Below are 17,234 nucleotides of genomic sequence, written 5' to 3'. Positions count from 1 at the left end.
CGGCGGACTGCGTCCGCCGCCTTCTTTTCCTGAATGCGCTGGTCAGCCGCCTCCGCCCATGGTGGCGATGAGCGCCGCCTTCTGCTTCTGGATGCCCTGCTGGGCTTCCTGGAGGTCGCGCTGGAGATTGTCGAACGACTTCTTGTAGGTCTCCCACGACGCCTTGAACTTCTCCGCGTTGCCGCCGGACCAGACGTCGGGGATCTGCTGGACCTGGGCGTCGAGCGCCGACTTCATCGCCTGCGCCGCCTCGCCTTGCTGGGCGAACGTCTTGCCCATCGTCTCGAGCGCCTCGGGAGTCGCGCCAAGCCTGGGTGGCATATTTGTCCCTTCCAAACCATGGGTCGTGATCCGCAGGGCCCAACAATAAAGGCATCACGCTCACATTTGACGGCGTTTGTCAACATTGGCCACTTGGACCGCATTTGTTGCTAATCTTTGGCGCTCCGGAGGTGCTGGCGATGATGCAGGCATTACGCGGCAGCGACCCTGCCGTGATGGGGGCGTACCGGCTCGAAGGGCGGCTGGGCGAACGCGTCTTCTACGGGCGGCGGGGCGACGGGCTGCCGGTGGCGATCCACGCGTTCCTGCCGGTCGGCGGATACGACCTGCTGGCCCGGCTGCCGCCCCTCTGCACCGCCCGGGTGGTCGAGGTCGGCCGCACGGTGGACGCCGCGGGGGAATGGGCGTTCGTGGCCAGCGAGTTCGTGCCCGGCCCGTCCGTCGCCGAGCTGGTCTCGGTCGAGGGACCGCGCGGCGGGCACGAGCTGGACCAGCTCGCGGTCAGGACGCTGACAGCGCTCGGCGCGCTGCACGGCGCCGCGATCGTCCACGGGGACCTGCATCCCGGTAACGTGATCCACGGCGCGGAGGGCCCGGTCGTGACGGGGTTCGGCCTCGCGCGCGGCGGAGCGCCGGCCTATGCCGCGCCCGAGCAGGTGGCCGCCGACGAGTTCACCATGGCGGGCGACATGTTCGCCTGGGCCTGCACGATCGTCCACGCCGCGACGGGACGGCCGCCGTTCGGCGACGGCGAACCCGCCGCGGTGTTCGACCGCATCCTGCGCGCCCAGCCCGACCTGGGCGCGCTGTCCGGCGCGCTGCGCGACGTCGTGGCCGCCTGCCTGGCCAAGGACCCGGCCGCCCGCCCGACCGCGCAGTACGCGCAGCAACTGCTGATCAGCGGCACGCCGTCCCCGCCCGCGCGGGGCGCGCTGAAGCAGCCCCAGGTACGGCCGCCCGCGCCCAGGAAGAAGCACGACCTGCGGGTGCCCGTCATCTCCGGGATCGCGGTGGTGACGGTGATCGGCGTGGTCGCCGGATGGCTGCTGCTGGGCCAGGAGGAGCCGGCGCCCAAGACCGCGCTGCTGGCCGCCAACAACGCGCGCCCGCCCGCCACGCCGACCCCCACACCGACTCCCACGCCGACGCCGAGCCCCACGAAGAAGAAGCGCAAGCGTCCCGTCGCCAACCCCACCGTGACAGTCCAGGTCCCGGTCTACCCGCAGCCACAGCCCACGCAGACCAGGAGGAAGCGCACCCCCAAGCCGAGGCCCACGGTGACCAGGACCGTCCGGCCCACCCCGGCGCAGTCCAAGGAGAGCGACCGGCCCACGCCCACGCCGGAGCAGCAGACCGTCACGGTCAGGAACCGCGCGACCGGCCTGTGCCTGGCCGTCGGGCACGGCCAGGCCGTCGCGGGCCAGAACGCGATCCAGTGGACCTGCACCAACGGCCCCGAGCAGCAGTGGATCCGCAAGGGCGGCCAGCTCGTCAACAAGGCGACCGGGATGTGCCTGGGCAAGGGCTACGGCACGCCGGGCAGCGCGGCCGTGCAGAACCCGTGCAACGGCGGCGCCGTGCAGTACTGGACCCACCAGGGCGGGCGCTTGGTGAACGCCTCCACGGGCCTGTGCCTGGTCATCGCGCACAGCGAGGCCAAGGCGGGCAAGTCGGCGACCTTGTGGAAGTGCAACCCCAGCTGGCGCGACCAGCAGTGGATCATTCAGTAGGGACGTCGCCGCGCTCGCACCCCGGGGCGCGCTCACGAGGCGGGGCCGCTGACCTCCTCGACCGTCAGCGCTGGAACACCCGCATAGCGGATCGGGTATCGACGGCGGGTGTGGCCTGCCGCGTGTGGCCTGAACCTCCCGCGCGAGGCCAGGCCCGGGGTACAGGCCGTGAGGGGTCAGGTCACGTGGATGTCCACCGACGGCCGCAGTTTCGCGGCGGCGGCCAGCGCCTGGTGGACCGGATGGCCGGTGAAGGCCGCCAGGAGCTCGCCGTCGGCGGGGCCGGCCGCTGCGGGGAAAGCGATCTGCTCGTAGGCGGCCTGGAAGCGCGGCCCCCACCGGCGCGCCCCGAGCCGGGCGGTGCGCGAGCAGTTGTCCACCATGTACGCCACATCGCGGGCGTGCATGTACGGCAGCAGCGAGTCGACGGCCTCGATGATCGACTCGTTGACGATCTCCGACCAGGGGTGCCCGCGCTCGGCGAACTCGTCCACCTGCGCCATCATCGTCGCCACGAACAGTCCGGCCGTGAACGGCTCGGCCGCCGCCTGCCGCCCGGCGCGCCGGGCCCGTACCGCGTCCCCCGCCGCCCACATGGGTGAGCCGCTGATCCGGCTCATCGGCCGGTCGGCCAGGCGCCGCTCGGCGAGGATGACGCTGCGCAGCTCGGTGCCGTCGGCGACCTCGTCGTAGATTTCGGCGATCAGCTCTCTGGACGGGCCGTAGGCGGCGGTGTAGGCGCGGTCGAAGGTGTCGCGGCCGGGGCCGTCGAGCTGCTCGCGGACGGCGGTGAGGCCGGAGCGGGAGATGGTGGCGCGGATGGGGCCGGTGATGGCCTCGCAGGAGTGTTCGTAGGCGGCTAGGGGATCGTCGCCGGCCAGCCGGTAGTGGCCGTAGAGGGACTCGACGAGGCCGTGGACGGCGCCGAGGAGGATGGCGCGTTCGCCGGCGATGTCGGACCGGTATTCGCTGTCCAGGGTGGTGCGGAAGGTGTAGGGAGAGCCGAGGGCGACCGACCAGCCGAGCGCGAGGTCGACGGCGCGGCCGCTGTGGTCGGCGTGCACGGCGAAGCTGGCGTTGATGCCGGCGCCGTTGACGGAGGCGCCCTGCTGGTACAGGCGGCGTACGGAGTCGCCCATGCCTTTGGGACAGACGGCGATGACGTCGTGCCCGGCGGGGAAGCCACCGCCGGTGGTGCGCAGGTGGCCGAGCAGGAACCCGTGGGACAGTCCGATGGCCGCGCCGGGGCGCAGCGCGCCGAAGATCTTCTCGTGGTGGGCGGCGAGCGCGGCGTCGGCGATGAGGAGGATGACCAGGTCCGCCTCGGCGGTGATGGCGAGCCAGTCGCCGAGCGTGCCGTCGTCTTCGGTGAACCCGTGCGCGCGGGCGTCGGCGGCGGACGCGGAGCCGGGGCGCAGGCCGACGGCGACGGTGATGCCGGTGCCGGCGAGAGAGTCGCGCAGGTTGCACGCCTGGGCGCGGCCCTGCGGGCCCCAGCCGATCACGCCGATGCGGCGGACGCCGGCGAACGCGGCGGGCAGCAGGCCGAACAGATGGCGTCCGCCGGGCAGGACCGTTTCCGCGCCGCCGGGCACGTCCATGGTCTGGAGGGGGAAGACGGCGGAGGTGAACACGTTGGTGGACATGCCTGTAGTTGTAGGATCCGCTCCTGTCCAGCGGCAAGCGCAACATGTGCAGCGGGTCGTTGCAGGAAGCGGAACACCCTTGGGGGCGTGGTGGAGGATCATCGTGAGCTGCGGGTGTTCCTGCACCTGGCGCAGACGCTGAGCTTCGGCAGGACGAGCCAGGACTGTCACGTGAGCCCGGCGACGCTGACGAGGCTGGTGCAGCGGCTGGAGGCGCGCTTGGGGCAGCGGTTGTTCGACCGAGGGCCGCGCGGAGTCGCGCTGACGGCCGAGGGCCGACGCTTTCGCGAGTACGCGGTGGCGGCGCTGGACCTGTGGCACGCCTACCGGCAGGGGGACGTCGATCCGGGGGAGCTGTCGGGGCGGCTGGGGGTGTTCGCGACGGTGACGGCCTGCCAGGCGCTGCTGCCGGACCTGCTGGCGCCGTTCCGGGCGGCGCATCCGCGCATCCGGGTCGATCTGCGGACGGGGGACGCGGCGGCGGCGCTGGCGCGGCTGGACGAGGGGGAGGTGGACGCGGCGGTGGCGGCGATCCCGGCCCGGCTGCCGGCGTCACTGGTGAGCCGGACGGTCGCGGTCACCGAGCTCGTGTTCGTCACCGGCCCGCATGGAGCCCTGGAGGGTCGCGGGCTGGAGGGGCCGTTCGTGCTGCCGCGGCGCGGGCTGGTGCGGGAGGCGGCCGACCGGTGGTTGCGGGCGCGGCTGCCGTGGCGGCCTGAGGTGGTGGCCGAGCCGGAGGGGCATGAGGCGCTGCTGGCCCTGGTCGCGCTCGGTTACGGGACGGGAGTGGTACCGCGCATGGTGCTGGAGAACAGTGGGGTGCGCGACCGGGTGCGGGTGGTGGCGGCGGATCCGGCGCCGGCACCGCTGAAGGTGGGATTGTGCGTGCGGCGGGCGGATCTGCGGCGGCCGGTGGTGGCGGCGCTGTGGAGCCTGACCGCCGGCCCGGGAAGAACCGGGTGAGGTTCCGGAGGCGCTCGTGCAGCCGCAGTCGAGCACGCGACGAAACCGGGGCGGGATTGCCTCGCGGAAGGCCTCGCGCGGCCGCCGCGACGCAATGTTCACCGGGGCGGCTTCGCTCGCTGATCGCCACCTGGCGGGCCGCCTATCGCGAGGTCATGCCGGAGTCGTTCTTCGCAGCGCTGGAGGTACGGCCGGAGGTGGTGCGATCGGTCGACTCCCGCTCCACCAGCGTGGGTGCGATCAGCTGCTTCAACGGGCGGGCGCTCCGGCCGCCGGCTATCTCCTCGAGGAGCAGGTCGACCGCGATGTTGCCGACTTCCTCCGCGGGCAGCCGGACCGTGGTCAGCGGTGGCGACAGGAACGCGGAGTAGGGGTGGTCGCCGTAACCGATCACCATCATGTCGTCCGGCACCTTGAGGCCGCGCACTTCCAGCGCGCGGTACAGGCCGAGCGCGAAGTAGTCGTTGCCGACCACGACCGCGTCAGGCAGCCTGGCCCGGCGCAACATCCGGCGCGCCACCTGGTAGGCCTGCTGCGGCTGCCACGGCAGGGCGGCCTGCTCGTGCCGGCGGGTGGGGACCCGCATGATGCTGCCGCGCGGCACGGACAGGCCGGCCTCGGCCATGGCCCGGCGGAAGCCGGCGATCCGGTCGGCGATGGTGGTGATCGGCAGGTCCTCCTCAAGCACCACGATCGAGCGGGCGCCACGGGAGATCGCGTGCTCGGTGGCGCGGTAGCCGCCGAGCTCGTTGTCGGTGCCGACGAAGCGGTAGCCCAGATCGGGCAGGTCCCGGTTGAGCAGCACGGTGGGCACGCCGACCGTGCTGAGCCGCCGCCACGGATCGGCGCTCGCTTGCACCGGGACGACGATCGATCCGCCCACCGAGGATCGCAGCAGCGACTCCACGGCGCGCGTCTCGTTCTCCTCCGATTCGTCGGTCACCATCAGCAGCAGCGAATATCCGTGCGTCCGGGCGCGCAACTCGATGCTGGAGATCAGCTGGGCGTAGAACGGGTTGGACGGGTTGGTGATGACGAGGCCGAAGGTCATCGCCGAGCCCAGGACGAGCGACCTGGCCACGGAGTTCGGCACGTAACCGACCCGCTCCGCCTCGGCGCGTACCCGTGCCCTGGTCTTCTCCCCTATGCCGTCTTTTCCGGAAAGGGCACGCGAAACGGTGTTGACCGACAGGTTCAACGCCGCGGCGATGTCCCGCAGGGTGTGACGCCGAGCCCCAGCCATCCGCGTGCCCTTCTCTCGCTCGCCCCCGGTGACTCCGTGGCCGCTGCTCAGCTCTTGACGGTGAGATAGATGCGCATGGTCGTCGACGGGCTCTGGCCCGCCACGGTGCCACGCAACCGCAGCCATTGGCCGAACTGGCCGACCGGCCAGGTCACCAGACCGGGACCGGTCACGACATGCTCGTGGCCGTCGAGGTCGCACCAGGTCAGGCCGTCCGGCGAGATCTGGGTGACCAGCCGTACCTCGGTGTCGTCGCCGGACGCCGCAAGGGTGTGGACGAACCACCGCGCCTCACCGGCCCACGCCACTTCGTACGGTTCCGTCGCGAAGTCGGAGACGAACGTCGTGTCCCGTTCGAGGACCGCCGTCTGTACCTGCCGCATAACGTCACCACTCCGTGGAAATGAGTACCGAATCGAGGAACAGGAAGTTGCGGACCGTCGAGTGGGTCCGCACTGAGAAGTAGAAATTCAGCAGGTTCTCCAGCGAGTCGTAGCGCTCCTTGTACGGCGGGACCGGCACAGCGGACATATCCATGGTTCGATCGTTGACCTGCAGCTCGACGTTACGTCTTGCGGCGGTGTCGATGACCCAGCGCAGGTAGTGCCAGTTGACCTTCGTGGGCACCTCGTTGTAGCAGAGCTCCTGGGGCTCGCCGAACGGATGCCAGTCCTTCGGGTCGGGTGCGGTGAAGTCGGCTCCGTAGGCCAGCTTGACCTTGCCCTCGAGGTGCTCACGCGGCGTCGGTTCCGGCACGATCGGGTACACCCACTGCCGGGACAGATTGTTGTCCAGCGTGGTGTTCAGGTAGCGGGCCACCGTGTGATAGCGCAGACCGCCGTCGCCGCACAGGTCGGTCGCCACGGTGAAGCAGCCGAACTGCGCTTCCGACGGGTGCAGGTTGCCGTCCCAGGTGATGTCTCCGAACTGGTCACCCGCGCTGCCGTCGATGGTCGCCTCGGCCTTGAAGGTGAAGTACGCCTCGATCTGCAGCAGGCCGCGCCCGCTCATGGTGAGCCGCCGGATGGCGGTGGCGGTGTGCCCCTGGTAGGCCCGGGTGGCCAGCTTGAGCGCATACGACCCGGTCATCGCGCCATGGCTGCCGATATCGAAGAAGGTGCAGTTCGAGAGCTGCGGCGGGCGGAAGTCTCGCATGTGGTCATCGACCGTGGAGAGATCGCCGTTGCCGTTGTAATTGCCCAGTAGTTCGGTCCAGCCGTGGGCGCCGGAGTTGAAGTCGTCGTAGGTCAGAATGCGCCGAAGCGGCGAGAACTTCGACAATCTCGGGTCGGCCGACAAAATGGCGGCGCGAAGTTCTGCGGCCAAATCGGGCCGCTCCATCGTGGTCATGCCGGATTCTCCTGAAAAGGGTTTAGGCAATGCCGAGTGGCGAATGTCTACGCCAGATGATCGACCGGAGTAAGTCATACGGTTGCGTTCGGGACATTAACGTTAATGTTCCGTGACTGTCAACCGTCCCGGTAGCCGCCGCCGCCGGTCCCCGCCCCTGGCCGAACGTCGTGCCGCACTGTTCCGACGCGCTGTCTTCACTGGTCAAGCGCATTGTGGTCGGCCTGTCCGGTATGCCTGCCGGGCAGGAGATGCCGGCCAGACCCTTGACGGCCAAGGCCCGCCGACCTAGCATCAGCGGGCAATCGCATTAACGTTAATGTTTCAGACAGTCAACCTGTCGCTCCAACGCGGCTGATAGCTCGCCTCCCCTGCGGATCGCCCCCTTCAAGACCGGCTGGCTCGGATATCGGCCCACCCCCAACACCAAAGCCGTCACCGCCAGACGCCAACGGCGTCATGGCTCTACCTGGAGTTGCCCGTCGATGCTGAAACGGGATGCCGACCGACAGCGATCGGACCGGCCATGACCGCGTACCTCATCCGGCGCACACTGTTCGCCGTCTTCGTGTTGTGGGGCGCCGTGACCATCGTGTTCCTGGTGCTCCGCCTGGTCCCCGGTGATCCGGCCCAGCTCATCCTCGGCTCCGATGCCACCCGGGACGAGATCGCGCAGCTGCGCGAGCGGATGGGCCTGAACCGCCCGCTGGTGGTGCAGTACGGGATCTATCTCAGCGATGTGGTCCGGCTCGACTTCGGCGACTCCTACCGCTACCACGGTGACGCCATGGGCCTGGTGATGGGGAAGTTCCCGCTCACCCTCCAGCTGGCCGCCGTGGCGATGGTGATCGGCCTGGTGCTCGGGATCTCACTCGGCGTCGTCGGCGCGCTACGGGTGAACCGCCTGGCAGACCGCGTGGTCTCGGTGTTCGCGCTGCTCTCGCAGTCCATGCCGTCGTTCTGGATCGGGATCATGTTCATCCTGGTGTTCGCCAGACAGCTGCACGTGTTCGCCAGCGGCGGTCACGGTGGATTCGACCGGCTGGTCCTGCCCGGGGTCACCCTCGCCCTGCCGGTCGTCGCGATCCTGATCCGGCTGACCCGTAGCGGCCTGCTCGACGTCGTGCACGAGAACTACATCCAGACCGCGCGGGCCAAGGGCCTGTCCGAGCGGTTAGTGATCTTCCTGCACGCCATCCGCAACGCGCTCATCCCGATCGTGACGGTGGCCGGTCTGGAGTTCGGCAAGATGTTCGGCGGCGCGGTCATCGTCGAGACGGTCTTCTCCTGGCCCGGAGTCGGGCGGTTGCTCATCGATTCCATCTCGGCCCGCGACTACAACGTGGTGCAGGCCGCGATCCTGCTGATCGCCGGCGGTTTCGTCCTGATCAATCTGGTCGTGGACGTCATGTACGGCTACCTCGACCCGCGCATACGGCTGGGACGGTGACGATGGACAGGCCAACCGAGCAAGTGCTGCCGCAGAGCGCCGGCGAGGCGGCCGACGACCCGATCGGGCCGGCCGGTGATCTGCCGCCCGATGACGCCGGCCGCCCGACGGCAGGCAGGACACGGGGCAAGATCGGACAGGTGCGCATCATCGCCTCGTTGTCGGTGATCGCGCTGTACGTGGTTGCCGCGGTGGTGGGGCCGATTCTGCTGAAGTACGACCCGGTCGCCACCGACCTCGGCTCCCGGCTGAAGCCGCCCGGCACCTTGCTGCCGGGCGGGCACACCGCCGTCTTCGGCACCGACCAGGTCGGTCAGGACGTGCTCGCCCAGATGATGCAGGGCGCTCGGGTGTCGATAACCGTCGGGGTGGCGACCCTGGTGCTGGCCGGTGTCATCGGCGTCACCACAGGCATCGCCGCCGGGTACTTCGGCGGCTGGCTGGACGCGGTGCTCATGCGGCTGGCGGACGTTCAGCTCACCTTCCCGTCGATCCTGCTGGCGATCTTCGTCGCGTCGATCCTCGGGCCCAGCGTGGGGAACGTCGTCATCGTCCTTGCCATCTCCAACTGGGTGACGTTCGCCCGGGTCACCCGCAGCCAGGTGCTCGGGCTCAAGAACCGGGACTTCGTCGACGCCACCCGTACCCTCGGCGCGCGGACCTGGCACCTGGTGACCCGCAGCATCCTGCCGTCCATGATGGCGCCGATCCTGGTGGTCGCGACCGTGGAGCTGGGGCACGTGGTCCTGGCCGAGGCCTCCCTGAGCTTCCTCGGCCTCGGCACCCCGGCCAGCACGCCGAGCTGGGGAATGACCATCGCCAACGGCCGGAACTACCTGTCCAACGCGTGGTGGATCTCAACGATCCCCGGCATCGGCCTGGCCATCCTGGTGATCAGCTTCGGCGTGCTGGGTGACGCGCTGCGCGACCGGTTCGATCCGCGGCTGAGGAGCATGTGATGGACAACCCGCTGTTGTCGGTGCAGGACCTGACGGTGCGCTTCCGCACCCGGGCAGGGACCGTCACCGCCGTCGACCAGGTGAGCTTCGACCTGGCCGAAGGGGAGACCCTGGCCATCCTGGGCGAGACCGGCAGCGGCAAGAGCGTCACCGCCCAGGCCCTGATGGGGCTGGTTCCGCGACCGGCGGGACAGGTGAGCGGCGGCCGGATCCTCTATGACGGCACGGATCTGCTGGCCCGCCCGCGATCCGAGACCCGCCGGCTCAACGGGACCGAACTGGCCATGGTGTTCCAGGACCCGCTCAGCTCCCTCAACCCGGTGTTCCGGGTCGGCGCGCAGATCGGCGAACTGTTCCGGCGCCGTCGTGGCGCCTCCCGTTCCGAGGCGCGACGCAAGGCGATCGAGCTGATGGACCGGGTGGGCATCCCGGCGGCCGCCCGCAGGGTCGACGACTATCCGCACCAGTTCTCCGGCGGCATGCGGCAGCGGGTGATGATCGCGATGGCGATCGCCCTGCAGCCCCGTGTGCTCATCGCCGACGAACCCACCACTGCCCTGGACGTCACGGTCCAGGCACAGGTCATGGCGTTGCTCGCCGAGCTCAAGGCGGAACACCGCATGGCGATGATCCTCATCAGCCACGACCTCGGCGTGGTGGCCGGCGTCGCCGACCGGGTCATGCTCATGTATGCCGGCCGGGTGGCGGAGACCGGAGGGCTGCGCGAGGTCTACGAAACGACCGGGCATCCGTACACCCGCGGCCTGATGGCCTCGATCCCGGCGCTGGACGGCCCCCGCGAACGGCTGGCGCCCATCAAGGGTTCGCCGCCGGACCTCATGCGGCCGCCCGCGGGCTGCGCGTTCCGGCCCCGGTGCGAGTTCGCCACCGGCATCTGTGGCACCGAGCGGCCGGAGCTGATGCCGGTACCCGCGCGGCCCGAGTCGCATCGAGCCGCCTGCCACCACGCGAAGGAGGTCGTCGCCGATGTCGTCCCCGGCTGACCCGCTGCTGTCGGTAAGAGACCTGCACACCGGCTTCCCGATCCGCTCCGCCCTGCTGCGGCGCAAGGTGGGCACCGTCCAGGCCGTCTCGGGCGTCTCGTTCGACCTGCCCGCGGGCCGGACGCTGGGCCTGGTCGGCGAGTCGGGCTCGGGCAAGACGACGCTGGCGCGAACCGTCATCGGCCTGGCGCCGCCGGAGTCCGGCCAGGTGCTCTTCGACGGCCGGGACCTGCTGACCCTGCCAGGGGCCGACCTGCGGCAGGCGCGCCGGCAGATGCAGATGGTCTTCCAGGATCCGTACGCGTCGCTGAATCCCCGGCTCACCGTCGAACAGATCATCAGCGAGGCATGGCTCGTCAACCCCGGCGTGGTGCCCCGCAACCGGTGGGCCACCGAGGTGAAGGACCTGCTGGCCAGGGTCGGGCTGAACCCGGACCACGCCGACCGCTACCCGCACCAGTTCTCCGGCGGGCAGCGCCAGCGCGTCGGTATCGCCCGCGCCCTGGCGCTACGACCGCGGCTGGTGATCTGCGACGAGGCGGTGTCGGCACTGGACGTCTCGGTGCAGGCGCAGGTCCTGAACCTGCTCGTCGACCTGCAGGCCGAACTGGGCCTCAGCTTCCTGTTCATCGCCCACGACCTGTCCGTGGTGCGGCACATCAGTGACGAGGTGGCCGTCATGTATCTCGGGAAGGTCGTGGAGACAGGGACGACGGAGCAGATCTTCACCGCTCCGGTGCACCCGTACACGCAGGCGTTGTTGTCCGCGGTGCCGGTCCCCCGCCCCTGGGCCGCGCCACAGCGCAAGCAGATCCTGCTCACCGGGGACATCCCCTCGCCAGTGTCGCCGCCGTCCGGCTGCCGGTTCAGGACCCGGTGCTGGAAGGCGCAGGAGCGGTGCGCCACGGAGGAGCCCGCGCTCGCCGATCGGCTGGGCGGCCACTCGTCCGCGTGCCACTTCCCCGAGATGACGGTGCCGGCATGAGCGGGCGGGTCCGCCTGATCCTCGTCCGCCACGGCGAGTCGGTGTGGAACGTCGAGGAGCGCTACCAGGGACAGGCCGACTCAGGGCTCACCGCCGCCGGTGTGGAGCAGGCCGAGGTGGCCGCGGCCGAACTCCTGGCCCGCTTCGGAACGCCCGATCTGGTCGTCTCGAGCGATCTGCCGCGGGCCTGGGACACGGCGAAGGCGTACCTGCGCCACCTCGACCTCGATGCCAAGCAGGACGTCCGGCTGCGCGAGGCCGACATCGGCAGCTGGGCCGGCCGTACCTTCACCGAGATCGCCGAGGAGTACCCCGATGATCTCGCGGAGATCGGCCGGGGGGCCGACCTGCGGCGCGGCGGCGGCGAGACGTTCGCCGACTTGCGCCGGCGGGTGTGGCAGGCGCTCGTCGACGTCGCGACCATGGCGGCCGGCGGCGCAGACGGGGGCGCGACCGTCGTCGTGTTCACCCACGGCGGTCCGATCCGGGTGGCAGCCGCCGCCGCGCTTGGCCTGCCGATGCCCGGCCACCTCTCCTTCGCCCCGCCGGTGAACGCCTCGTTGACGGTCATCGGCTACGCGGGCGAACAGAAGAACAACTCGGTGGTCGAGTACAACTCGCCGACCGCCCGCGCCGCGCGCGCCACGCGCGCCGACTGAATCGAGAGGATCACCATGCTGACCGGATCGTTCACCTTCGTTGTGATGACCTACAACCTGTGGGGTGACGCGCATCTGGAGCAGCGGGAGCCGGCGATCCGCGACCTGTTCTCCATCCGGCCGCCCGATCTCCTGGCCACCCAGGAGCTTCGTCCTCGCTCGCGCGCGGTGGTGGACGAGGCGCTGCCCGGACACGCACGGGTGCACGACGACTTCCCCGGATGGGGCACGCAGAGCAATCTGTGGTGGCGCCAGGAACTGTTCGACCTCGTGGAGTACGGGACACGGGACGTCGGCATCCTCGACACCGACGCCAGACTGTTCTGGGTGCGGCTGCGGCCCCGGGCCGGCGACGCACGGCCGCTGGTGTTCTCCACCGCACACCTGACCTGGCCTGGCCACGCACAGGAGCGGGCGGATCGCCGCAATCTGCGAACCGGACAGGCGGAGCAGGTGGTCACGGCCCTGGATGAGATCGCCGGCGACGAGGCCTGCCTGTTCACGGTGGACATCAACGACATCGGGCAGCCGTTGTGGGTGCTCGGCAACGGCGGCTTTCTCGATTCGTTCAGCGCGTTGGGACGCACGTCGCCGGTCACCCACCCCGTGGCACCGCTGCCGTTCGTCACCGACCGCGGAACGCGCCTCTCCCCACTGGGGTCCCCGTCCAAGGCCATCGACTGGATCTTCTCCCGAGGCCCGATCGCCACCCGGGCCAGCGAGGTCGTCGAGTTCTTCTCGGCAGGGAACGCCCCGTCGGACCACAAGCCCGTCGCGGCGACCTTCACCCTGCCGTCCACGACGGCGTGAGCGGCCGCGGCACCAGCTGGAACCAACCAAGGAGAGAGGCAATGATTGCACGATCCCGGGCCAAGGGCTGCCTCGTCGCAGTGGCCCTTGTTATGGGCCTCGCGGCCTGTGGCGGCTCCGGCGACGCCGGCAGCTCCGACAGCGAGAACCAGGTGCTGCGCTACGCGCCACAACTGTTCCCCGTATCGCTCGATGTCCAGCAGTACCCCGCGGAAGAGGCGGTCCAGACCACCGTCCAGCAGGGGCTTGAGACGCTGACCGTCATGAAGGACGGACAGCCGAGCCCGAAGCTGGCCACGTCATGGGAGAGCCCCGACGAGGAAACGTGGGTGTTCCACCTTCGCGACGGGGTGACCTTCAGTGATGGGAGCGCCTTCACCGCCAAGGACGTCAAGGCGTCCGTGGAGCGGCTGATCAGCCTCAAGGCGTCGCTGACCCCGTTGCTCGCCTCCATCACCGAGATCGACGCCACCGACGACCACACGGTGACGTTCCACACCTCGGCACCGCTGGGCACCCTGCCCAGCACCCTGTCCCTGGTGTTCATCGGCCAGGGTGACAAGGTCAACAGCGACGCGTACTGGCAGAAGCCGATCGGCACCGGACCGTTCACGTTCGACTCGTTCAGCCCCGACGACAAAGTGGTGCTCAGCCGCAACGACACGTACTGGGGCGCCAAGGCCAAGGTGGCGAAGCTGGAGATCCTCAACATGCCGGAAATCTCGGCCCGGATCACCGCGCTGAACAACGACGAGGTGGACGTTCTCGCGTCGATCCCGCCGGACCAGGTGGCCGAGGTGTCCGGCGTGGACGGAATCAAGTACGGGACCGGCCCGAGCTACAACTACTACTTCATCTGGTTCAACCAGAACAACAAGCCGTTCGACAACGTCAAGGTGCGCCAGGCCATGTTGCACGCCATCGACATCAAGAGCGTCGTCGGAGACCTGTTCGGAGACCTCGGCACCGTGGCCCGGTCGCCGATCACCCAGTCGGTCTTCGGATCGACCCAGCTGGAGCCGTACTCCTACGACCCGGATCTGGCCAAGAAACTGCTCGCCGAGGCCGGCTATCCCAACGGCATCAACACCACGATCCAGTGGCCGCTGGCGGGCGGGCCGAACATCCGGGCCATGGCCCAGGCGTTCATCTCGTCCTGGGAAAAGGTCGGCATCAAGGTGCAGCCGCAGGAAAAGGAGCGGGCGACCTGGCTCAAGGACTTCGGCGCGTTGAAGTGGGACATGAACCTGCAGACCAACACCACCGGTACCGGCGACGCCGACTTCACCCTGAACCGGCTCTACACCTGTGACGCGAAGCGGATGGGCTACTGCAACAAGGATCTGGACTCGATCCTGGCCAAGGCGCGCGCATCGCTGGACCAGGACGAGCGCAAGGCGCTGTACGCGCAGGCCGACAAGATCATCTGGGATGACGCGGTCGGCATCTTCCCGGTGGATCTGAAGAACAACTACGCCGTCCGCGACAACGTCAAGGGAATGGAGATGCCGGTCAGCGGGCGGCCGGACTTCTCGCAGGTGTCCGTCGGATAGCTGCTGGAGCCGTCCGTCCAACCCCCCCATCGCTGGAGACCTCCATGCCTCGAATCCGTTCACTCCGCCCTGCCGTACTCGCCGGCCTCACCGCCCTGACCGCCATGTACGGGCCGATGATCGCCGTCCCCACCGCTCAGGCCTCCCTCACCGAGCCCGCCCGCAGCGCCTGCCGCAACGCCGCCGAGGTGCCGGTCGAGACCGGCGCCGCCTTCAACGACCCCGTCGCCGGCGCCGCGACCGCGGTCGTGGAACGGATCTGCTCGCTGATCAAGCAGGCCCCGGCCGGGTCCTCGATCGAGATCGCCGAGTTCGTCGTCTCGGGCGATGCCGGCGACGATTACGCAGCGGTGCTGCTCGACGCCTACCGCCGCGGCGTCGAGGTACGCATCGTCATCGACGGCTGGCAGATCGACAAACCTGCCGCCGCGGAGTTGATCCGAACCCTCGGCACCGACGAGTCGGCCACCTCATGGGTGCACGTTTGCAGCCACGTGAGCCCGGAAGGCAACACCACCTCCTGCCAGGGCACCAAAGGCATGCACAACAAGTTCTCGCTCTTCTCGGAGACCGGCGGACGACATGACGTCGTCGTACAGGCCTCGAACAACATCACCGACGTCAACTCCACCAGCTACTGGAACAACCTGGTCGTGCTGCCAGGCAACCACAAACTCTTCAAGGGATACGGAAAGTACTTCGACGACCTCGCCGCCGAGGTGCAGAACCCCGACTACGACACCACCGTCACCACGGGCATGCGGGGCGGCCAGGTCACCGCCCAGTTCTACCCGGTCGCCGACCGCGACCCGATCGCCCAGCGACTCGCCCAGGTCGGCTGCAAGACCGAGGGCCGCACCCGGGTCGAGATCGGCCAGTCCGAGTGGGACGCCACCCGGCTCGCGATCGTCGACGAACTCGCGGCGCTGGTGACCGCGGGATGCCAGGTACGCGTCGTGCACGGCCCGGCCGACGACGCGGTCACCGCGGCGCTGGACGCCGCCGGTGTGCAGCGGCGGGTGCTCGACGGCTCGACCCCTGCCGGCCGCGTCCACTCCAAGTACATCGTGGTCACCGACCCGACCGGCCGCGGTTCCGGGCGGGGCTGGGTGATGACCGGCAGTCACAACTTCAACGCCACCTCGCTGCGACGCAACGACGAGGCGATGGTCGAAGTCTCCGAGCACAACATCGTCGAGGCGTACGCCGCCAACTTCGCACGGTTGTGGGAGGTCGGCGTGGTCGCTGGAAAGTAGTCGCTGGAAAGTAGTCGCTGGAAAGCAGGAGAACCGAGGAGGAGGGTGAGGTCGCCTCACCCTCCTCTCACACCACCGGACATGCGGGCCCGCACCTCCACGGGCCGGCTCGTCGACAGGGACGTCGCCGCGAACGCCCCCCGGAGTGCGCTCACGAGGCGGGGCCGCTGACCTCCTCGGCCGCCGCCCCGATCCGTGCCAGCCGGGCCAGCGCGGGCCGGGACAGGACGGCCTCGATGTCGTGCAGCGCGACGATCAGCTCCTCCACCCCGTCCAGGGGCGACTCGCGTTCCCTGTTCAGCAGCACGCCCCGGTAGTCCTCGCGCGTGACGGGACCGCCGGGCAGCTCCACCCCGCCCTCCTCCACCCGGAACAGCGCCGGGATGGACGTGTCCAGAGCCAGGGCGAGACCGGTCAGCTCGGCGGCCGTGAACGAACGCTGCCCTCGCTCGGCCTGGTGGACGGCCTGCCTGCTCCACGGCCGGTCGAGATAGCGCCCCAGGGCCTCCCCCAGCTCCGTCAGTGACAGCCGCCGCTCCGCGCGCAGCCGCGCGATCTGCCGGCCGATGGCCTCTTCCACCCGCATCCATCCCCCAGTGTCATCGTAGGCAATGACAGAGATTCATACCCATTGACAGCGGTCCTCGCCAACCGCTACTGTACCGCTACAGAGTTACATGTCACGCTCGACAATGACAAGTGGGTGTCGCTTCATGCGAGACTTCCAAACAGCGGTGATCGGCCCCATCGGCGACTGCGCCGTGCTCAAGGTCGCGGGCGAGATCGACGTGGAGACCGCTCCGCAGCTGCGCCAGCGGCTGGTGGACCTGGCGGGCAAGGGCGTCCGCCACGTCATCGCCGACCTCGGCCAGGTCGAGTTCCTCGACTCGACGGGGCTGGGCGTCCTGGTGGGCGGCCTCAAGCGGCAGCGCACCCAGGGCGGCTCGCTCACCCTCGTCACCGACGCCGAGCGCATCCTGCGGATCTTCCGGATCACGGGGCTCGTCACCGTGCTGCCGCCCCACCCCTCGGTCTCCGAGGCGATCGCCGCCGACCCGCACTGGCGTCAGGCGGTCGAGGCCGGCGCGGAGAGCGTCCCGGAGTGGTGCCGGGAGCACGGCCTGGCCTCCTGAGCGGGATCACCACGCGGCGTCCAGGCACGGCGCCATCGACTGGCGTCCGCGCCACGGAGGGAGGCCCGGCCTCTCCCCCGGATGCTGATCCGAAAATCGGTGGTTCAGTGGGCAAGCGGCAGCGAACGCCAGCAGGGTCGGGCGTTTCGGGGTGATGCGTGGTCAGTTGGCGGGTTCGACAGTGACGCTGTAGCCAAGGGCTTGGAGTCGG

The 17,234-nt window shown here is 69.6% G+C and carries 16 protein-coding genes and 1 pseudogene; 11 read left to right on the top strand and 6 right to left on the bottom strand.

Annotated elements, in window-relative coordinates; genetic code table 11:
• Positions 1-42: 42 nt before the first annotated feature.
• Positions 43-321, bottom strand: a complete 279-nt coding sequence (locus FH608_RS48910; RefSeq protein ID WP_139638072.1) for a WXG100 family type VII secretion target — start codon at positions 319-321, stop codon at positions 43-45.
• Positions 322-461: 140 nt separating this feature from the next.
• Here FH608_RS48910 and FH608_RS48905 point away from each other — a divergent pair, with 140 nt between their 5' ends.
• Positions 462-2,012 (top strand): ricin-type beta-trefoil lectin domain protein, encoded by a 1,551-nt coding sequence (locus FH608_RS48905; RefSeq protein WP_139638071.1) that lies wholly within the window; start codon positions 462-464, stop codon positions 2,010-2,012.
• Between the two features lie 176 nt (positions 2,013-2,188).
• On the opposite strand, the gene FH608_RS48900 is transcribed toward FH608_RS48905, so the two are convergent.
• Complete coding sequence (locus FH608_RS48900; RefSeq protein WP_139638070.1) at positions 2,189-3,658, bottom strand: ketol-acid reductoisomerase; 1,470 nt, start codon at positions 3,656-3,658, stop codon at positions 2,189-2,191.
• An 87-nt stretch (positions 3,659-3,745) separates the two neighbouring features.
• On the opposite strand from FH608_RS48900, the gene ilvY reads away from it, so the two are divergent.
• A complete protein-coding gene (gene ilvY, locus FH608_RS48895; protein WP_139638069.1) occupies positions 3,746-4,621 on the top strand; it encodes an HTH-type transcriptional activator IlvY in 876 nt (291 codons plus the stop codon).
• Positions 4,622-4,763: 142 nt separating this feature from the next.
• Here ilvY and FH608_RS48890 read toward each other — a convergent pair whose 3' ends face one another.
• Genes FH608_RS48890 through FH608_RS48880 form a run of 3 tightly spaced genes read right to left on the bottom strand, consistent with a single transcriptional unit; the run spans position 4,764 to position 7,214 of the window.
• Entirely contained in the window at positions 4,764-5,864 is a 1,101-nt protein-coding gene (locus FH608_RS48890; protein WP_139638068.1) for a LacI family DNA-binding transcriptional regulator, read from the bottom strand.
• Between the two features lie 47 nt (positions 5,865-5,911).
• A complete protein-coding gene (locus FH608_RS48885) occupies positions 5,912-6,247 on the bottom strand; it encodes a hypothetical protein (protein WP_139638067.1) in 336 nt (111 codons plus the stop codon).
• Between the two features lie 4 nt (positions 6,248-6,251).
• A complete protein-coding gene (locus tag FH608_RS48880) occupies positions 6,252-7,214 on the bottom strand; it encodes a DUF6772 family protein (RefSeq protein WP_226900581.1) in 963 nt (320 codons plus the stop codon).
• A gap of 526 nt (positions 7,215-7,740) precedes the next feature.
• Here FH608_RS48880 and nikB point away from each other — a divergent pair.
• Genes nikB through FH608_RS48840 form a run of 8 tightly spaced genes read left to right on the top strand, consistent with a single transcriptional unit; the run spans position 7,741 to position 15,890 of the window.
• Positions 7,741-8,664 (top strand): nickel ABC transporter permease, encoded by a 924-nt coding sequence (nikB, locus tag FH608_RS48875; protein ID WP_139638066.1) that lies wholly within the window; start codon positions 7,741-7,743, stop codon positions 8,662-8,664.
• A 2-nt stretch (positions 8,665-8,666) separates the two neighbouring features.
• The gene (locus FH608_RS48870) at positions 8,667-9,623 is read left to right on the top strand and encodes an ABC transporter permease (RefSeq protein WP_139638065.1); all 957 of its coding nucleotides are present in this window, start codon (positions 8,667-8,669) and stop codon (positions 9,621-9,623) included.
• Positions 9,623-10,627 carry an ABC transporter ATP-binding protein gene (locus FH608_RS48865; protein WP_139638064.1) on the top strand — a complete coding sequence of 335 codons (1,005 nt, stop codon included), beginning with the start codon at positions 9,623-9,625 and terminating at the stop codon, positions 10,625-10,627. The genes FH608_RS48870 and FH608_RS48865 overlap by 1 nt, the downstream gene beginning before the upstream one ends.
• Complete coding sequence (locus tag FH608_RS48860; protein ID WP_139638063.1) at positions 10,611-11,612, top strand: ABC transporter ATP-binding protein; 1,002 nt, start codon at positions 10,611-10,613, stop codon at positions 11,610-11,612. The genes FH608_RS48865 and FH608_RS48860 overlap by 17 nt, the downstream gene beginning before the upstream one ends.
• Positions 11,609-12,271, top strand: a complete 663-nt coding sequence (locus FH608_RS48855; RefSeq protein ID WP_139638062.1) for a histidine phosphatase family protein — start codon at positions 11,609-11,611, stop codon at positions 12,269-12,271. The genes FH608_RS48860 and FH608_RS48855 overlap by 4 nt, the downstream gene beginning before the upstream one ends.
• A 15-nt stretch (positions 12,272-12,286) precedes the next feature.
• Positions 12,287-13,081: an exonuclease/endonuclease/phosphatase family protein gene (locus tag FH608_RS48850; RefSeq protein WP_139638061.1), complete on the top strand. Its 795-nt coding sequence runs from the start codon at positions 12,287-12,289 to the stop codon at positions 13,079-13,081.
• A 41-nt stretch (positions 13,082-13,122) separates the two neighbouring features.
• On the top strand, positions 13,123-14,634 hold the full coding sequence (locus FH608_RS48845; RefSeq protein WP_139638060.1) for an ABC transporter substrate-binding protein: 1,512 nt from the start codon (positions 13,123-13,125) through the stop codon (positions 14,632-14,634).
• Positions 14,635-14,678: 44 nt separating this feature from the next.
• Positions 14,679-15,890 carry a phospholipase D-like domain-containing protein gene (locus tag FH608_RS48840; protein ID WP_139638059.1) on the top strand — a complete coding sequence of 404 codons (1,212 nt, stop codon included), beginning with the start codon at positions 14,679-14,681 and terminating at the stop codon, positions 15,888-15,890.
• A gap of 151 nt (positions 15,891-16,041) precedes the next feature.
• Here the strand turns inward: FH608_RS48840 and FH608_RS48835 are convergent, their stop codons facing one another.
• A complete protein-coding gene (locus tag FH608_RS48835) occupies positions 16,042-16,476 on the bottom strand; it encodes a helix-turn-helix domain-containing protein (protein ID WP_139638058.1) in 435 nt (144 codons plus the stop codon).
• A gap of 127 nt (positions 16,477-16,603) precedes the next feature.
• Here FH608_RS48835 and FH608_RS48830 point away from each other — a divergent pair.
• Positions 16,604-16,936, top strand: a pseudogene (locus tag FH608_RS48830) (STAS domain-containing protein); the annotation flags it as partial.
• Positions 16,937-17,234: the final 298 nt, after the last annotated feature.

Origin of the sequence: Nonomuraea phyllanthi, from assembly GCF_006334985.2 — a bacterium.
In the GTDB taxonomy this organism is placed as follows: domain Bacteria; phylum Actinomycetota; class Actinomycetes; order Streptosporangiales; family Streptosporangiaceae; genus Nonomuraea; species Nonomuraea phyllanthi.
The sequence above is the reverse complement of the archived record's forward strand: the minus strand, read 5'-3'. Positions and strand labels throughout refer to the sequence as shown.